The organism is Terriglobus sp. YAF25, from assembly GCF_052113305.1.
GTDB lineage: Bacteria > Acidobacteriota > Terriglobia > Terriglobales > Acidobacteriaceae > Terriglobus.
This window is the reverse complement of sequence record NZ_JBFRCY010000063.1, coordinates 1-15,949: the sequence shown is the minus strand read 5'-3', so window position 1 is coordinate 15,949 and position 15,949 is coordinate 1. Positions and strand designations below refer to the sequence as shown.

General features: G+C 58.3%; 14 protein-coding genes. 7 read left to right on the top strand and 7 right to left on the bottom strand.

All coding sequences use genetic code 11. From position 1 onward, the window contains the following. On the top strand, positions 1-3,435 hold a 3,435-nt coding region (locus AB4043_RS04110; protein ID WP_442306545.1), incomplete at its 5' end, for a TonB-dependent receptor domain-containing protein. 148 nt (positions 3,436-3,583) lie between these two features. Here AB4043_RS04110 and AB4043_RS04105 read toward each other — a convergent pair. The 4 genes from AB4043_RS04105 to AB4043_RS04090 all read right to left on the bottom strand — a co-directional run bounded on the left by AB4043_RS04105 (position 3,584) and on the right by AB4043_RS04090 (position 6,821). Next, a complete protein-coding gene (locus AB4043_RS04105; RefSeq protein ID WP_442302667.1) occupies positions 3,584-4,495 on the bottom strand; it encodes an NADP-dependent oxidoreductase in 912 nt (303 codons plus the stop codon). 118 nt (positions 4,496-4,613) lie between these two features. Continuing rightward, the gene (locus tag AB4043_RS04100; RefSeq protein ID WP_442302666.1) at positions 4,614-5,261 is read right to left on the bottom strand and encodes a class I SAM-dependent methyltransferase; all 648 of its coding nucleotides are present in this window, start codon (positions 5,259-5,261) and stop codon (positions 4,614-4,616) included. A 195-nt stretch (positions 5,262-5,456) separates the two neighbouring features. Beyond that, positions 5,457-5,942 carry a VOC family protein gene (locus AB4043_RS04095; RefSeq protein ID WP_442302665.1) on the bottom strand — a complete coding sequence of 162 codons (486 nt, stop codon included), beginning with the start codon at positions 5,940-5,942 and terminating at the stop codon, positions 5,457-5,459. Positions 5,943-6,041: 99 nt separating this feature from the next. Further along, the gene (locus AB4043_RS04090; RefSeq protein WP_442302664.1) at positions 6,042-6,821 is read right to left on the bottom strand and encodes a VOC family protein; all 780 of its coding nucleotides are present in this window, start codon (positions 6,819-6,821) and stop codon (positions 6,042-6,044) included. Positions 6,822-6,943: 122 nt separating this feature from the next. On the opposite strand from AB4043_RS04090, the gene AB4043_RS04085 reads away from it, so the two are divergent. From AB4043_RS04085 to AB4043_RS04075, 3 genes are read left to right on the top strand one after another with little or no spacing between them, the layout of a single operon-like run. Next, positions 6,944-7,585 (top strand): TetR/AcrR family transcriptional regulator, encoded by a 642-nt coding sequence (locus AB4043_RS04085; protein WP_442302663.1) that lies wholly within the window; start codon positions 6,944-6,946, stop codon positions 7,583-7,585. 41 nt (positions 7,586-7,626) lie between these two features. Then, complete coding sequence (locus AB4043_RS04080) at positions 7,627-8,469, top strand: helix-turn-helix domain-containing protein (RefSeq protein ID WP_442306544.1); 843 nt, start codon at positions 7,627-7,629, stop codon at positions 8,467-8,469. A gap of 14 nt (positions 8,470-8,483) precedes the next feature. Beyond that, the gene (locus tag AB4043_RS04075) at positions 8,484-8,960 is read left to right on the top strand and encodes a GNAT family N-acetyltransferase (protein WP_442302661.1); all 477 of its coding nucleotides are present in this window, start codon (positions 8,484-8,486) and stop codon (positions 8,958-8,960) included. 56 nt (positions 8,961-9,016) lie between these two features. Here AB4043_RS04075 and AB4043_RS04070 read toward each other — a convergent pair whose 3' ends face one another. Continuing rightward, positions 9,017-9,667 (bottom strand): universal stress protein, encoded by a 651-nt coding sequence (locus AB4043_RS04070; RefSeq protein WP_442306543.1) that lies wholly within the window; start codon positions 9,665-9,667, stop codon positions 9,017-9,019. Between the two features lie 80 nt (positions 9,668-9,747). Between AB4043_RS04070 and AB4043_RS04065 the strand changes: the two genes are divergently transcribed. Both AB4043_RS04065 and AB4043_RS04060 read left to right on the top strand, forming a co-directional pair. Further along, the gene (locus tag AB4043_RS04065; RefSeq protein WP_442306542.1) at positions 9,748-11,328 is read left to right on the top strand and encodes a PAS domain S-box protein; all 1,581 of its coding nucleotides are present in this window, start codon (positions 9,748-9,750) and stop codon (positions 11,326-11,328) included. 169 nt (positions 11,329-11,497) lie between these two features. Further along, positions 11,498-11,899, top strand: a complete 402-nt coding sequence (locus AB4043_RS04060; RefSeq protein WP_442302658.1) for a response regulator — start codon at positions 11,498-11,500, stop codon at positions 11,897-11,899. Here AB4043_RS04060 and AB4043_RS04055 read toward each other — a convergent pair. Next, positions 11,889-13,112, bottom strand: a complete 1,224-nt coding sequence (locus tag AB4043_RS04055) for a sigma-54-dependent transcriptional regulator (protein ID WP_442306541.1) — start codon at positions 13,110-13,112, stop codon at positions 11,889-11,891. The two genes, AB4043_RS04060 and AB4043_RS04055, sit on opposite strands and share 11 nt — an antisense overlap. 471 nt (positions 13,113-13,583) lie before the next feature. On the opposite strand from AB4043_RS04055, the gene AB4043_RS04050 reads away from it, so the two are divergent. Beyond that, complete coding sequence (locus AB4043_RS04050; protein WP_442302656.1) at positions 13,584-14,270, top strand: Crp/Fnr family transcriptional regulator; 687 nt, start codon at positions 13,584-13,586, stop codon at positions 14,268-14,270. A 744-nt stretch (positions 14,271-15,014) separates the two neighbouring features. Here the strand turns inward: AB4043_RS04050 and AB4043_RS04045 are convergent. After that, positions 15,015-15,923 carry a universal stress protein gene (locus AB4043_RS04045; protein WP_442302655.1) on the bottom strand — a complete coding sequence of 303 codons (909 nt, stop codon included), beginning with the start codon at positions 15,921-15,923 and terminating at the stop codon, positions 15,015-15,017. Positions 15,924-15,949: the final 26 nt, after the last annotated feature.

Genomic DNA, 15,949 nt, shown 5'->3' with positions numbered 1-15,949 from the left:
GGCCATCTATGGGTACTGCGAACCCTGAAGCTCGCAGCAGTTGTGATCCTGTTCCTGCTCGGCGCCGTGCCGATGCATGCTCAATTGACTACGGCGGATATTCTGGGAACGGTCACGGAACCAACCGGCGCTGTGGTGGCGAACGCACGTGTGGAGCTGAGGAACATTGCCACCAACGTCACCCGCGTTGTGACCACGGACGAGAGCGGCAACTATACCTTCCCTCTTCTGCAGCCGGGACACTACAGTATCAAGGTCACCGTACAAGGCTTCAAGGCTTTCAACACTCCGGACCTTGCCGTTGAAGCCGGAGACCGCGCCCGCAACGACGCGCACCTGCAACTGGGCGACGTCAATGAGACAGTAAACATCGAAGCGCAGACGCCTCTGCTGCAGAGCGAGAGCGCCACTGTCAGTTCAACGGTGACAGCGCAGAGCGTGCAGGATCTGCCCTTGAATGGCCGCAACTATGTCCAGCTTATCCAGATTGTTCCCGGAGCGAATGAGGGACCAGGAAACGGTCTGACCAGCGGAGGACGTCCGGACGATCGCCGGCAGTCAAGCTCTTTCTCGGTCAACGGACAGGACGACACCCTTAACAACTTCATCATTGACGGCTTCGATAACAACGAACGCATCATCGGCACCAGCGGCGTTCGCCCCAATGTCGAAGGCATCCAGGAGATCAGCGTTCAGACGAACAGCTACGCTCCCGAGGCTGGACGCACCGCCGGCGGTGTTGTGAACATCGTGACCCGTAGCGGCTCGAACCAGTTCCATGGAAGCGCGTACGAGTACTTCCGCAACGATATCTTCGACGCACGGCAGGTGCTGCAAACCTCGGGCAGTAAGCCCGAACTGCGGCAGAACCAGTTCGGCGGCTCCATTGGAGGGCCGATCTGGAGGGATCGCACCTTCTTCTTCGGCGACTACGAGGGCTTCCGCCAGGTGACAGGCGTGACCTACCAGAGCAACGTGCCGACGCTGGATGAGTACAACAATATCAACAGCATCGGCGGGGGATCACCGCAGGCGCTGGTGGCGGCAGGCAACGGCACCGCGGGTCTTTCTATCAATCCCATCGCACTGAACTACCTGAAGCTCTTCCCCGCCCCGACCAACTCCAGCCTGACGAATAACTACGTCATCAGCCCGAGCAAGACGCAGTACAGCCAGGTCTTCGACGTTCGTATCGACCACCGTTTTAACGCGGGCAACCTGTTCTACGGCCGCTACACCTACAACCATGTCGATTCGACAATTCCGCCGGCGCTCGGCGTCGTGAATGGTCTTGAGATTTCTGGAGGCCGTTACATCTTTGCCGGCCCGGCGAAGAACGGAGCGCAGCAATACGCCTTCGACTACACCCACATCTTCACGCAGAATCTACTCATCGATCTAAAGGCCGGCTTCACGCGCATCAACAACCTGTCACTGCCACTGAACTACGGCAAGAATGCGGATACCACGGTGGGCTTCGGCTCAAACATGAACTTTACGCAGAATGCGAGTGTACTGACACCGATCAGCTTTGGTCCATTCAGCGACATCGGCGATGGCGCATACGTGCCGCTGCAGGACATCGACAAYACCTTCCAATATGCCGCGAACGTCAACTGGAACAAGGGAAATCACAACGTCAAGTTCGGTGCTAGCTTTATCCGCAGACAGGCACGCAACCTGCAAAGCGCCTTTCCTGCCGGCCAGTACGGCTTTGGCCTGAACACAGACAACTGCGTTCCCGGCACCGGATACAACACCGCAACCGGAGCCTGCAACGCGACAGCCTCCGCGAAGCAGCGGCAGGACAACAACCTGGCGAGCTCTCTCGTGGGCGCGTTTTCTTCATCAAGCCGCAATTACAACCTGAACACACCGGACTATCGGACCTACGAGCCAAACTTCTTCGTGCAGGACTCCTGGAAGCTGACCCCAAAACTAACCTTGCTGTACGGCGTGCGCTATGACGTGTTTACGCCATTCACGGAAGCGCATGGCAGCATCTCGAACTTCGATTTCAATCAGGCGCTGTCGCTGAACAGCAGCAACATCGGGCAGGCGCTGAAGGTCGCAAACCAAAACGGTGTGGACGGACATGCCGGCATCAGCACCGACTACAGCAACCTGGCTCCACGAGTTGGTTTCTCCTGGTCACTGGCGCCCCAGACAGTACTGCGTGGCGGCTATGGCCTGAGCTTCTTCCCCGGCAACTACACCTCCAACGCCGACCTGAAGAATGCGCCATTCGTCTCGGTCTATTCCCCCAACTGCATCTCGAGCGTCGCCTTCCAGATCCAGACGACACGAAATGGAGCTCCGGCAAGCGCCAGCAACCCGGACTGTGCCACCATCTCGGGCGCCAACACCAGCTTCAGCCAGGGCCTGCCGCTGCCGCAGCCACAGACGATCAACAGCACCGGTTTGAGCTTCGTCGCCGAGTCTCCAAACTTCCGGTCGGCGATGATTCAGCAGTTCAACCTGCAGGTGCAGCAGCAGTTCAGCTCCAATGTACTGACCATCGGCTATGTGGGCAACGTCGCTCAACATCTGCCGCAGACCATCAACGACATCAACGTGCCGAGACCAGCCAACAGCGTCAGCGGTGGAGCCTCCAGCGCGCGCCCACTCAGCGGCGTCCTGCCAAACCTCGCAGGCGTCAACTGGCTGGTAAGCGAAGGTATTTCCAACTACAACGCATTGCAGACCAGCTTCCAGCGGCGCTTTGTGAAAGGACTGGCCTTCGACGCAAATTACACCTGGGCAAAGGGCCTGAGCGATGTAACCGGCTTCAGCCAGGAAGGCGCACAGGGAGCCTACAACGCCGATCCGACACGCATCCGGCAGATCGACTACGGCATCGCGGAGAACAACATTCAGAACCGTTTTGCTCTCTCGTTGAACTATCAGTTCGCGGCCGGCCACACCTTCAGTAACTCGTTGGAGCGGTTAACGCTGGGCGGATGGCAGATGAATACCATCACCATCTGGCAGACGGGCAAACCGTTCTCCATTCTGAATGACAGTGCCGCCGGCGGCTATGGCAATCGCGCTACGCCCATCAACAATGGTGGAGGCGATCGTCCGAACCAGGTCGGTGATCCGCATGCCGTTGAGCGGAGCTTCCAGCACTGGTTCAATACGGCAGCATTCGCACCCCAGACACTCGGCACCATCGGTACGGCACAACGAAACTCACTGTCCGGTCCGAACTTCCGGCACGTGGATCTGTCACTGTTCAAGGACTTCTTCCTGACGGAGCGCGCGAAGGTACAGTTCCGTGCCGAAGCCTTCAACATCTCCAACACACCGAGCTGGATCATCGGCCAGGGCAGCGGCAACGTGAAGATGGGAAACTCCGCCTTTGGCACAGTGACCGCAACCGACTCGAACTACACACCCCGGCTGTACCAGTTCGCTCTCAAACTTAACTTCTAACGTTGCAGTGCCTCATGCTGCCTCCAGCCGGGCTGTTCTTATGCAGCCCGGCTTTCTTCTGCGGGCACTATTCCAACTGCGATGAAAGTCCTTCGGGCATGCATCAGGCCAGAGACTCTTCAGTCTCTGGCCTGATGTTCCTAAGCCGTCATGCCCGGATCGAGAAGACGACCTTGCCAATTCCATCAAGTTCGCGCTTCTCCCACAGCGTGGCCGGCGACCAGAGCGTCTCGATGGCAGCGATCTGCGGCTTGACCTTCCCGCCGATGACCAGCTTTGCGAAGGTATTTAGCCCTTCGGTCGTCACGTGAGTCTCAACGAATGCGGCTTCAATTCCAAGACGTGCCGCCTCCTCTGCGATCGGCGGTCGATTCGCCGTCACTGCGACGCCACCGGGCTTCACAAGTGCGTAGGAAGGCTCGACAGTGTCTCCTCCTATCAGATTGAGGACAGCGTCAACCTGCTGGGTCTCTTCCAACCGCTGCTGTGCAAGGTCGATGACGCGCTCCGCTCCCAGTTGTTGAAGAGCAGCGGCCTTGCTTTGGCGGGCTGTGGCGAGGACATGAACGCCGGCGTTTCGCGCCAGTTGTACCGCCAGCGATCCCACTCCACCCGATGCCCCCAGGATCAGCAACGTTTGTCCCGCCTTGACCTTCGAGAGTTCCAGCATCTGCATCGCGGTTTGGCCGACCACCGCGATTCCGGCTGCTTCCTCGGCGGGAATGGCTGCCGGTCTGTGGGCCAGACTGGTAGCCGTGACGACCACAAACTCGGCGTACGCACCAGCCTCCCTTGTATAGCCAAACACCTCATCGCCCACTTTGAAGCTTGTGACGCCTTCACCGATCGCAGCCACCCGGCCTGCAACATCGCCACCCGGCGTCCATGGAAACTGCAATGGAAAGACCTGGCGCAAGAAGCCGAGACCGCGCCCGGGATCTACCCCATTCATGCTGGTGAAGTGATTCTCTACCAACACTTGTCCGGGGCCGGCAGTTGGGACAGGTACTTCATCCAGGTGCAGAGCTGCCCCATAGTCGTTGATGCGCAGTGCCTTCATATACATCTCCCTTCGAATGGCGGCGCCAGAATCGCGGTCGCCTCGATAGAAGAGATTCTTTGCCATGAGGAGACGAGTCAACAGATACTGGAAAACAGAATTCCAATTCTGGAACAAATCAAGAAGGCGCCTGCGATTTTCTACGGGAACTCAGATCATTCTTCTTCACCACCCACGTCGTCATGCATCGCTGCCGCTGCACCACGGTCGTCTTCAGTGGATCCACCAGCTCCCCATCCAGACCGCGCGTTAGTTCCATCAACAGCGCTTCATCTACCAGCAGCCACTCCACCCCATGCGACATCCTGAACCGCCGCCCTCTCACCGCCTCGAACGCTATCCCCTGCACCGCTCCAATCGTCGACGCCAGCCGGCAGAACAGCATTCCACCCGGCCGCAGCACCCGCCACAGCCCTCGCACCATCGCCTCCAGTTGCGCCTCATCCTGCGCAAAGTGCAGCACTGAGTTGCACACCACCACGTCCGCAAACTCATCCGCGAACGGCATCGCCTCTACAGCCGCCACCTGGAAGTTCTCCGCCGGCAGCTTCGGCGCCAGCTCACTTGTCATCTGCCGCACCGCCGCCACAGCTTCGGCGCTTATATCCACGCCGAACACTTCATACCCTTCACGCAGCAGATACCGGATATTCCGGCCGCCGCCGCACCCCGCGTCCAGCACCCGCATGCCCGGCGAAATATTCCCGCGCAATATCTGGTCGAACAGATAGATATCAATCTGTCCAAACTGCTCCTGTAGAGTCATCCGCACCCTCTTCACCCGCCGGGGGAGCACTTCACCCCGCTACTTCATCGTAGCTGGGTGAAGTCCTGGGATGGATGATCTGCTAGAGCATCATCCCTGTTTCTGGGTAGCCCGAAAGAGGAGTGCAGCGGCGTTTTCATTGCGGAAAACGCCCATAGATGCGGAAGCCCTATCCACACCTACAGGAAAAATGCTCTATCGGTTCGCGCGCGCGGCCTCAATTGCGGCAATGTCGATCTTTCGCATCGTCATCATTGCGCTCATCGCACGCTTCGCCGCAGCGCGATCTGGGTCCGCCATCGCCGCCAGCAGGGCGCGTGGCGTAATCTGCCATGAAAAACCCCAACGGTCCTTACACCAGCCGCACATGCTCTCCTGGCCGCCGTTGCTTACGACGGCGTTCCACAGCCGGTCCGTTTCAGCCTGGTCGTCGGTAAGAATCACAAAGCTGACCGCCTCGTTCGGGACAAAGTTCGGGCCGCCGTTCAGCCCCATGAACTTGCGGCCGCACACGGTGAACTCAACGACGAGCTCCTGTCCCTCCGGACCGGATGGCGTATCGATGGGGGAGGTGCTTGTTTTCCCGACGGAGCTATCGGGAAAGGTGGCGGCATAGAATTTCGCTGCTTCCCGTGCTTTCCCATGGTCGAACCACAGACAGGTGATCATCTTCTCGGACATGTTGCTTTCTCCTCTTGGGTTGTCAGATCTCAACGCAGGTTCTGCAGCCGCTCTGCTGTGAGCGAAGAGCGGCCGCGCCCAACATGACTCGCGCCGCAGCTACGCTTTTGGTCCCTGCATCAACGCAAAGTGGCCATCCTGATCATCCAAAGCCTGCATGATGCGTGAACCTCCAGGTACGTCCATGGGAGGCATAAGGACCTTGCCCCCGGCGTCGATCACACGTTGTTGCGCCGCTTCAATGTCATCGACCAGGAAGTAATACTGCCAGTGCGGCGGAATCCCTTCGGGCATGCCCGGACCCTTACGAGCCATCATTCCGCCGGTGTAGAGGGGCTTGTCGATCCGGAAGGTCTGGTAGGTGCCCATCGGTCCCATGTCATGCGCATAGTCTTTTTGCCAGCCGTAGTGCTTCGAGTAGTAGTCGAAGGCCTTCGCCGGATCGTCGGTGAGCAGTTCGTGCCAGCCCACGTTTCCCACTGCCATTTGATCCAGACGAGGTGGCGCCTCTTTCTTACCTGGTTCGAAGAGCAGGTATTTTACCTGCTGAGGGTCAAGCACGACGGCAAAACGACCTATACCAGGGATCTCCTGGGCCGGCTTCATAATCGTGCCGCCATCGGCTGTAACAGCCTTAAGCTCTTCGTCGAGCTTTGTGGTGTGGATATGGCCCATCCACTGCGTAGGAAGCTCAGGAGCGCCGGCTCCAGCCCAGGTCATCATGCCGCCGACGTCTTTGCCGTCTTTGCCAAAGATCATGTACGTGAAGCCAGGCATACCGGCATCTTTGACGTCCCACCCGACTACCTTCTTGTAGAAGTTGACCGCCTTGCCCATATCGTTCGTGACAAGTTCGTACCAGATGAAACCGTCTGCCATTTCACACCCTTCCATCGGCGCTTTATCGCTTCAAAGTAAACACCGTCCACATACGCTACCACCGGAAAGTGAACACTGTCCACTTTCCACTCATTACACGGTACACTCTTCTTGAATACACCATGAAAAAGAACGTCTCTCTTGAGAAGCGCACAACCTTTCGCCACGGAGATCTGCGCAACGCATTGGTGGCTGCCGGGCTCGAGATGGCCCGCGCCGGAGGGCCCAATGCGGTCATTCTGCGGGAGGCGACCCGGCAGACGGGAGTCGCTCCGAATGCGGCTTACAGACATTTCGCCGGCCAGGCGGAGCTGCTGGATGCAGTACGGTCAGCATGCCTGTCGCGGGTCGCCGCGGCAATTGAAGACGAGATGAAGAAGCACAAAGCCGGACGCAATCCGCAGGCATTCGCGCGAAAGAGTCTGCACGCTGTGGGTATGGGCTATCTGGGGTTCGCGATGAGAGAGCCGGGAATGTTCCGCACAGCTTTCTCGGTACCGCCAGCGGTTCATTCTCCTGACCCAGCGAATACGGCGTCTTTGGGCTTGAACCCATTTCAGCTGCTCTCACTAGCCCTGGATCGCATGCAGGAGAGTGGCTTGCTCAACAGAAAAGATCGCAAGGGTGCGGAATATCTCGCGTGGTCGACAGTGCACGGTCTGGCGCTGCTGGCGCTTGAGGGACCGCTGCACAAGATGCCGCGGGAGATGGTGCTGGCGCTGGGAGAGAGACTAGTCGTCATGGTGGAGCGGGGACTCAGCTAGAGCATTTTCCCTGTAGGTGTAGGGCCTCGGCACATGGAGAGATGATGCATACCGTTCAACCATTCCGCACTGGGATTCCAGGAATCGAGGCGTTCGGCCTCGCCTCGACGAGGCGGTTTCCACGTYACTCGCACGACCAGTTCGGGATCGGCCTGATCGTATCAGGAGCTCATCGGTCGTGGAGCGGGTTCGGCTGGGTGGATGCCAGAGCAGGCGACCTCATTATGGTGAATCCCGGAGAGATGCACGATGGCAGTTCGTTGGACAGCAACGGCCGTCGTTGGCAGATGATCTATTTTGCCCCGGAGGTGATCTGCGAGCTGTTTGATGGCGACGTAGACGTGAGTGCCGCCGTTCTGCTGCCCCGAATCCGCGACTCGCGCCAGGCGATCCACTTTTCACGCCTGTTCGGTGCACTCACAGAGCGCTGCCCGGATCCAAGACACAGCGAAGAATGTCTTCTGCATACAGTCGCTCATGCTTTCAGGCATCACAGTACACAGCGCTCCTGGAAGCAGGTACTTCCACCCAGCATCGATAAGGTGAAGAGACAGATCGATTTGTCACCAGGGCTGCCGCACTCTCTTCAGGAGATGGCGATCCTGGCCAATACGAGTCGATTTCAATTCCTTCGAGCTTTTGCGTACGCAACGGGTGCAACACCTCATGCCTACATTCTTCAGCAGCGAGTGCGACTCGCGCGAAGACTGATTGCAAGCGGAAAAGAACTGGTTCAAGTGAGCTGTGAAGCAGGATTCGCGGATCAGAGCCATATGACCCGTGCCTTTGTGCGGCAATTAGGTGTCACCCCCGCTCGTTATCGGGCAGCCGTTTGCCCGAACCTGTCTCACGCAATTTCGTTCAAGACGCGATTCGGGCAATGACCTGATGATGAGGCATGATCCGACGCTGTGAAGAAGCCGACTTCGACCAGATCTGGGCCGTCATCAACGATGGCGCCGAAGCCTACCGCGGCATCATCCCCGAAGACCGCTGGCACGAACCGTACATGACGCGAGAAAAGCTCCGGGACGAACTCGCGAATGGAGTGACGTTCTGGGGATACGAACAGAACGGGGCACTTCAAGCCGTAATGGGGATGCAAGACGCGCAGGATGTCACCCTGATTCGGCATGCGTACGTTCGGACCAGAATGCGGCGCTGTGGCATCGGGGGCCTCTTGTTAGATCACTTGAAAGCGTCGACTCAGCGCCCTCTACTCGTCGGCACCTGGGCAGACGCTGCCTGGGCGATTCGCTTTTATGAGAAACATGGGTTTCGGGTCGTCGAAGCAGACAAGAAGGATCAGTTGTTGCGGAAATATTGGGACGTCCCCGCACGTCAGATCGAAACCTCTGTTGTCTTGTGTCAATGACTGCTAATAGCAACGTGGGACCTGAACAGATTTCGCGGTCCTAAAGAGCATTTTCCCTATTCGCAAATGGAAAGCACCGCACATGGAGCAGCCATAATCATGCGGAATCCTGTACGCGGAGCCATGTGAGTGGTCATTCCGCGGCCTTTGTGAACGCCGATCAGCAGGAGGTCCGCATGAACCAGCTTCAGGTGACGCTCTACCGCTCGGGAGGGATCATCGCCTTCCAGCGTCTTGAAATCCACTCGCCTCTCCAGGATGTCGGCAGGGAGGACACCGAGCAGGCTGTTGCGGACGGAGACCTCCCAACCGACTGACGCCGGTGCGTGCGCCTGGTCTTCCCTGACATGCACCACTGAGAGCCGCGTGTCTCCGGCCATCAAGAGAGGCAGGATTCGAAGAACGCCAAGTGAGCGCGCGCTCAGATCGGTGGCATAAACCAGGGTTTGGATCTTACGGCGGCTATAGTCCTTGACGTGTGGCCCAACCGCGACCACTGGCAGAACGGCGTGGCGCAGAACTTCCTCCGCGGTAGACCCTACGAGAAATCGCTCCACTCCGTCGCGTGAATGCGTCCCCATCACAATGAGGGACGCGCCCTCGGAGACGGCGGTGTTGATGATCTGACCAGGGATATCTCCAACGCTATCGACTACAGAAAGGCGGATGCCGGTACCGGTCGCAAGCACCTTCGCCTTTGCCGCCATCAGCCGCCGCCTGCTTCGAGAACGCAGATCCGAAATCATCCAGCCGGCCGGGGCTGCGTAGCGGTGCGTTACACTAAGGCGTGGAAAAGACTCCCAAAAGTGGCGATACGCCCACTCCCGCGAACTGGACAAACCCTGAACGCTGGCTTGCCGCGATTGTCGACTCGTCCGATGCGGCGATTATGGGTGAATCTCTGGATGGCACTCTTACCAGCTGGAACCGTGCCGCGACAGAGATGTTCGGATACTCAGCCGAAGAGGCGATCGGTAAACCAGTCCTCTTTCTTGCATGGCCCGGCGAAGCAGAGGCGATGAATGAGTTGCTCGGTATCGTGCGGGACGGGGAGCGTATCGATGGATACGAGACAGCGCGGAGACATAAAGACGGCTCACAGGTCTTTGTCTCCCTCAGCATGTTCCCCGTTGAGGATGCTGACGGGAAGATCGTAGGCATCGCCGAGATTGCCAGGAATATTACCGACCGCAGACTGGCCGAGGAGCAGATTGCTCGCTCCCATGCGGAGGTGCTTGCCGAGCGTAAGTTCCGGGAGATGATCGAAGAGGCGCCTGACGCGATTCTCGAAGTGAATCAGGCCGGGCATATCGTGATCGCCAACAAGACATCCGAGACTCTTTTTGGCTACACACGCGAGCAGTTGCTTGGCCAACCGGTCGAGATCCTTGTGCCAATGCCGCATCAGAACAAYCACGCTGACAATGTTGCAAGGKTTGTGCGAAGCGGCAGGACCCGTCCTATGGGACAGGGGCTGGACCTGAATGCACGCCGTAAGGATGGGTCAGAGTTTCCCGTCGAGATCAGCCTGAGCCCGATCAGAAACGCACAGGAGGTTCTGATCGTAGTCGTCATCCGTGACGTGTCGGAACGGCGCAAGGCCGAGCAACAACTGCGGACCCTGCAGGAGGGTTACTTCAATGAACTGGTGGCGCGTCAGCATGAGGCAGAGCGCCTGAATCGTCTGAAGAGCGAGTTCATGGCAAGCGTAAGCCACGAGCTGCGGACTCCGCTACACACGATCATTGGGTTTACTGACCTTTTGAAAGAAGAGAGTAATGGAGCCCTGAATCCGAAACAGCTCCGGTTCGTAGAGCATATCCAGAGGGATTCGGAGCATCTGCTGGCTCTGATCAATGATGTGCTGGATCTTAGCCGGATTGAGGCCGGCGGACTCTCCCTTCGTACGGAAGAGATTGACATACCCAGCCTGCTGCAGCAGACGGTGGAGTCCGTGCGGGGCCAGGCAACGGAGAAGAGCATCGTTCTTCGCATCGAGAGCGAGGACGATTTATATGCCTCCGCCGACCTGACGCGGGTGCGCCAGGTACTCCTCAACCTTTTGAGCAACGCCATTAAGTTCACTCCGTCCGGCGGCTCGGTAACCGTCAAAGCAGCCGTCGACGAGGATTGGGTGCGGGTCGCAGTCCATGACACCGGAATCGGCATCGCGCCTGAGGAGCAGGAGTTGATCTTCGACAAGTTTTACCAGGCCGGTGTTACCACGGGCGGAGTGAAGGAAGGCACCGGCCTGGGACTGACCATCAGCCGTCAGATCGTCATGATGCATGGAGGACGCCTGGAAGTTACGAGCTCCAAAGGTGCGGGAAGCGAGTTTACCTTCACACTGCCCCGTTGGGCCCAGTAACGCTAGAGCATTTCTCCTGTTGCTGGGTAGCCCGGAAGGGGAGTGCAGCGGCGTTTTCATTGCGGAAAACGCCCACAGATACGGAATCCCTACACTACACCTACAGGAGAAATGCTCTAGGCCCTGTGATTCAGGTCACTGTGGCCGTTTCCTGGAAATCCTACTCTTAATGTTGATTCGGGCCTGTCAGGGCCCGATTGGGGTGAACCGGTTGAAGTGCCTAATTGCTGATGATGCTGACGGAGCAAGAGAGCTTCTTCGATACATCCTCGAAGGCCGAGGAGTAGAAGTCATCGAAGCCCGTGACGGGCAGGAGGCGATCGATCTTGCTCTTGAGCATATTCCCAGCTTCGTGATTCTCGACATCAGCATGCCGAAGATTGATGGATACGGTGTGGTGGCTGCGCTGCGGCGGATCCAGCATTTTTACAGGACGCCAATTCTTGCCCTTACTGCGGGGCTTGGAGAATCAGCTCCCGACGACCTCGCGAAGGCCGGTTTTACCGGTTGGCTTGCCAAACCAATCCGCCCCGCTGTTCTGCGGGAGGCGCTGGCTAATTTCAACTGCTGATCGCGGAGCCCGGGTTGAGCCCGTGCTTTTTCATCTTGTATCGCAGGGCGTCGCGCCCGATGCCCAATTTGCGAGCCGCCTCTGACTGGTTCCAATTACTCTCGCGCAATACGCGCTCCATGACAACGCGTTCCTGATTCTCAAGCACGGATGTGCCCGGCTCGGAAGCGCTGACGAGAACCTCACTGCAGGCGTCGATGATGCTTGCCGGCAGATCATCCACATCAATCGTCGTCTTGTCGGCCAGCATGCATGCCCGTCCGATGACATGTTCGAGCTCACGGACGTTCCCTGGCCAGGAGTACCGCTCCAGAATGCGGAGTGCTCGCTGCGAGATACCTTCGATCGGTTTCCCGAAGTCCTTCGCGAACTTCCGGAGAAAGATGACGGCCAACAAAGCAATATCTTCTTTGCGCACAGCGAGAGGCGGCAGGGTAAGCTCTACCATCGACAAACGATAGTAGAGATCCTCTCTGAATCTGCCTTCCTGCACCGCCTGCCGCAGGTTGCGGTGGGTTGCGGCGATGATACGGACATTCACGCGCTTCGGCGTCAGCGATCCTACCGGCATGACCTCCTGATTCTGGATCACGCGCAGCAACTTAGCCTGCGTGTTGAGCGGCATGTCGCCGATCTCATCCAGAAAGAGCGTGCCGCCGTCGGCCAATTGAAAGAGGCCCACCTTGTCGCGATCGGCGCCGGTGAAGGCTCCGCGGACGTGACCGAACAACTCGCTTTCGAATAAAGTTTCAACGACCGCCGAGCAGTTGAGCACAACAAACCTGCCCTTCACGCCACTGCGTTGATGCAGAGCCTGCGCAACCAGATCTTTGCCGGAGCCGGTCGGGCCCTGCAGAAGCAGCGACCGGAAATGTGGGGCGATCTTCTCCACCATCGCGAAGAGGCTCCACATGGCTTCGCTCTTTGCGACGAGTCCCTCGAAGCGGACATCGCTCTCATTGTCGCCGGCGCTGCCGGCAAGACGACGTTTTTCCGCGGCCTCCAGAAGGCGGCGGACACGCTCTCGCAGATCGGCGATTTTGACCGGCTTCTGCAGGTAGTCAGCTGCACCGCTGCGAATGGCCTCTACCGCTGTTTCCGTCGTGTAATGTGCCGTCATCAGCAGCACATCAATGGTCGGATCGATGTGCATCACCTGCCGCAGGACGTCCAGCCCGGTCATCCCCGGCATCACCAGATCCGTAATGACCATGCGGGGGCGAAGCGAGTCAGCGCCGGGAGCAGATTTTTACGAGATCGAGGAGTGAGGAGTGAACTGTAGCTGGCCTACTGGAACGACGAGTGACGAAGAGATCGGGAATCGGGGTCCCCAGTCAGCTTTGCTGGCTGGGGTGAAGAAAATCTGCCCCGGCCCTTCGGGTTGCGGCGCAACGCTGGAGCATTTTTCCTGTGGGTGTCAAGTAGGGCTTCCGCATCTATGGGCGTTTTCCGCAATGCAAACGCCACTGCACGATACTGCCGGGATACCTAGCAACAGGGAAAATGCTCTGACGACAGGAGTTTGATGACACGCCCTAACACCTGCGTCAAATGACGCAGCCTGGGTGGGAAGACTCAGCCCCAAATGGCTGCGGGGACAGCCAAGTGTTTGAAATCACTATGAGCTGTGTTTGGCATCACGGTTGCCAGAAGGAAGTGTGAACCTGACACGAAGGAGCACGATATGTTGAATTGCCAGAACTGCCCCCATGCCGGAAAACATCCATTCTGTGAGCTCGGCTCCCAGGCGCGCGCCTTCCTGGAGGCAAATTCGACGACCGTGGAATATCCCCGGGGAGCTTTGCTTTTTCGTGAAGGAACATCCAGCGATTCTGTCTACATCCTCTGCTCCGGCCGCGTGAAGATTGCGGCGAGCTCCGCTGAAGGCAAGACGGCAATCCTCCGCATCGCCGCCGCTGGTGACGTTGTCGGGCTCGGCGCAGCGCTCAATGGCACTGTTTATGAAGCGAGTGCAGAGGCAGTTGAACCCTGCAAGATCAGAATTCTGCAGACCCGGCTGCTGATGCAACTGCTCACACAGTTCAGCGATGCGTCGATGGCTGCCAGCAGTATGCTTGCCCAGCACTATCAAGCCGCATTCCAGGAGATTCGGCGGATCGCTCTGCCTGACAGCCCCGCAGGCCGTGTTGCACGGCTTATTCTTGACTGGTCTGAGAATGGACAGGCCTTGCCTGCTTCCACCATCACGATGCCTTTGACTCATGAAGAGGTGGCTTCCATGACCGCTACGACACGGGAGACGGTCACCCGTACCCTCAGCCGTTTCCGCAAAGAAAAGCTGATAGCGATCAAAGGAATTTCGCTTACGATTCTGGAACCTGCCCAGCTTCGGCAACTCTGCGCATGCTGACGGAAAGATAGCAAAAAAAGAGCGTTTTCCCTGTTGCTGGGTATCCCGAAAGAGGCGTGCGGCGGCGTTTTCATTGCGGAAAACGCCCATGGATGTGGAGGCTCTACATTACATCTACAGGGAAAATGCTCCATCCCGCTCGCCGCGATCTCAGCTGGAGAAAGGACCCGCGAGCGGGATGTTTTAGATTTTCAACGGCCTTTGTGGTGGCCATGAGCGGCCGGCTGGCTCTTTTCAAGGTGTAGCCGATCGCCGGTTGGGCGGGAGTTCCAGATCCTCCGCGATATTTCTACGGTATTCGATACATTTTCCCGTGAGTGCCGGCTTTCAGCAGGCGGCCGGGAAGTTCTGTTGTGCGCTGGAACCGGCTGCCAGTACCAGGGCGTCTGCTGTGATGGCATGTTCTCCGGCAACACGTATTCCGATATTTCATTGCGAGGCTGTACCTGTTCCCCGCTAGGACGCCAGCACTGAACGACGTACTTCGGCGTGCAGGCACTGCAGAACCAGATCATTCTTTTTGTCATCCGCTCTTCTTGGGCCGTATCGACAATTTGTAGCGTGCCAGACCGCAGGAACTTCTCCTGAGCGTCACATCCCGGAATCGCGCATTTCAGCATGGTCTCCTCCTCTCCATGAGAGAGTTACAGCAGTTGCCGGCAGCGGCAGTGATGGAGGTCACAGACCTCGATGGAGGTCACAGACCTCGATGGAGGTCACAGACCTCGATGGAGGTCACAGTTCTTACGCCGGAGCGCGTTCTCCCAGACGGCCATTGACGACAAGAACCGGGCACACCGCGTCATGAATCAGCTTGCTCAATGTGCGCCAGGCTGCGTGATCTCCGAAGGCGCCGTTATGCCGACATCCAGTTAAGATGAGTTCGGTGCCGCCCAGGTTTGCCGCGCGAAGAATGCGCGGCGCCGGAAGGCCATGATCCACTTGCACGTGTGCCTTGAAGTACATAGCGGCATCGCGAGGCAGAAGATGCCTCAAACGTTCTTCCAAATCTTTGCGTAGCTCCCGCTGAGGCGGCCCGACACGATTCACCACATGCATCACCGTAAGCGTCGCCTGCATCGTCTTCGCCAAAGCGGCGGCATACTGTGCGGCTCGCAACGAACCGAGCTCAAGATCCGCTGCGAACAGGATCGATTGCAGTGAATCGACTCGCTTGGCGTTGGGACCCACAATCAACACCGGGCATGGCGCCCGGCGAATGAGAGATTCCGCTGAGGAGCCGAACAGCAGCTTATCCAGCCCCTGCGCTCCCCGCGAGCCTGCGACCACCAGATCGATATGATGCGACCGCACCATCTGTTCGACCTGCAGATCCAGCGACCCTTCTTCGACACGCGTCATACAYGGAATGCGGGCGAAATCGGGAATCGACTCGACCTCCCGCGCCATCGCCGTCTGGGCCGCGGCCATAGCCGCCTGCCGTACTTCCATTCCGAGGACATCGCCATACCGCACATCCATGGGAGGCAATGCATGGAGCACAAAAATCTCCCCGGCGAACAGCATGGCCAACCGCACGGCATCCGCCAGGGCCATATGCGCCTGTGCCGAAAAGTCAGTCGTCACGAGTATTCGGCGGAATGAGACGGGTGTCGTCTCCATGTGGGCTGGGTCGAGGATCGTAGTTGCCATGGCAGAGGAACCTCCTGCCCTTATGG

What these genes read in the sequence shown, in the direction of transcription:
- AB4043_RS04105 (WP_442302667.1), bottom strand. Translation starts at nt 4,495, where the DNA reads ATGAAGGCACTGCGCATCAACGACTATGGGGCAGCTCTGCACCTGGAT.
- AB4043_RS04100 (WP_442302666.1), bottom strand. Translation starts at nt 5,261, where the DNA reads ATGACTCTACAGGAGCAGTTTGGACAGATTGATATCTATCTGTTCGAC.
- AB4043_RS04095 (WP_442302665.1), bottom strand. Translation starts at nt 5,942, where the DNA reads ATGTCCGAGAAGATGATCACCTGTCTGTGGTTCGACCATGGGAAAGCA.
- AB4043_RS04090 (WP_442302664.1), bottom strand. Translation starts at nt 6,821, where the DNA reads ATGGCAGACGGTTTCATCTGGTACGAACTTGTCACGAACGATATGGGC.
- AB4043_RS04085 (WP_442302663.1), top strand. Translation starts at nt 6,944, where the DNA reads ATGAAAAAGAACGTCTCTCTTGAGAAGCGCACAACCTTTCGCCACGGA.
- AB4043_RS04075 (WP_442302661.1), top strand. Translation starts at nt 8,484, where the DNA reads ATGATCCGACGCTGTGAAGAAGCCGACTTCGACCAGATCTGGGCCGTC.
- AB4043_RS04070 (WP_442306543.1), bottom strand. Translation starts at nt 9,667, where the DNA reads ATGGCGGCAAAGGCGAAGGTGCTTGCGACCGGTACCGGCATCCGCCTT.
- AB4043_RS04060 (WP_442302658.1), top strand. Translation starts at nt 11,498, where the DNA reads ATGTTGATTCGGGCCTGTCAGGGCCCGATTGGGGTGAACCGGTTGAAG.
- AB4043_RS04055 (WP_442306541.1), bottom strand. Translation starts at nt 13,112, where the DNA reads ATGGTCATTACGGATCTGGTGATGCCGGGGATGACCGGGCTGGACGTC.
- AB4043_RS04050 (WP_442302656.1), top strand. Translation starts at nt 13,584, where the DNA reads ATGTTGAATTGCCAGAACTGCCCCCATGCCGGAAAACATCCATTCTGT.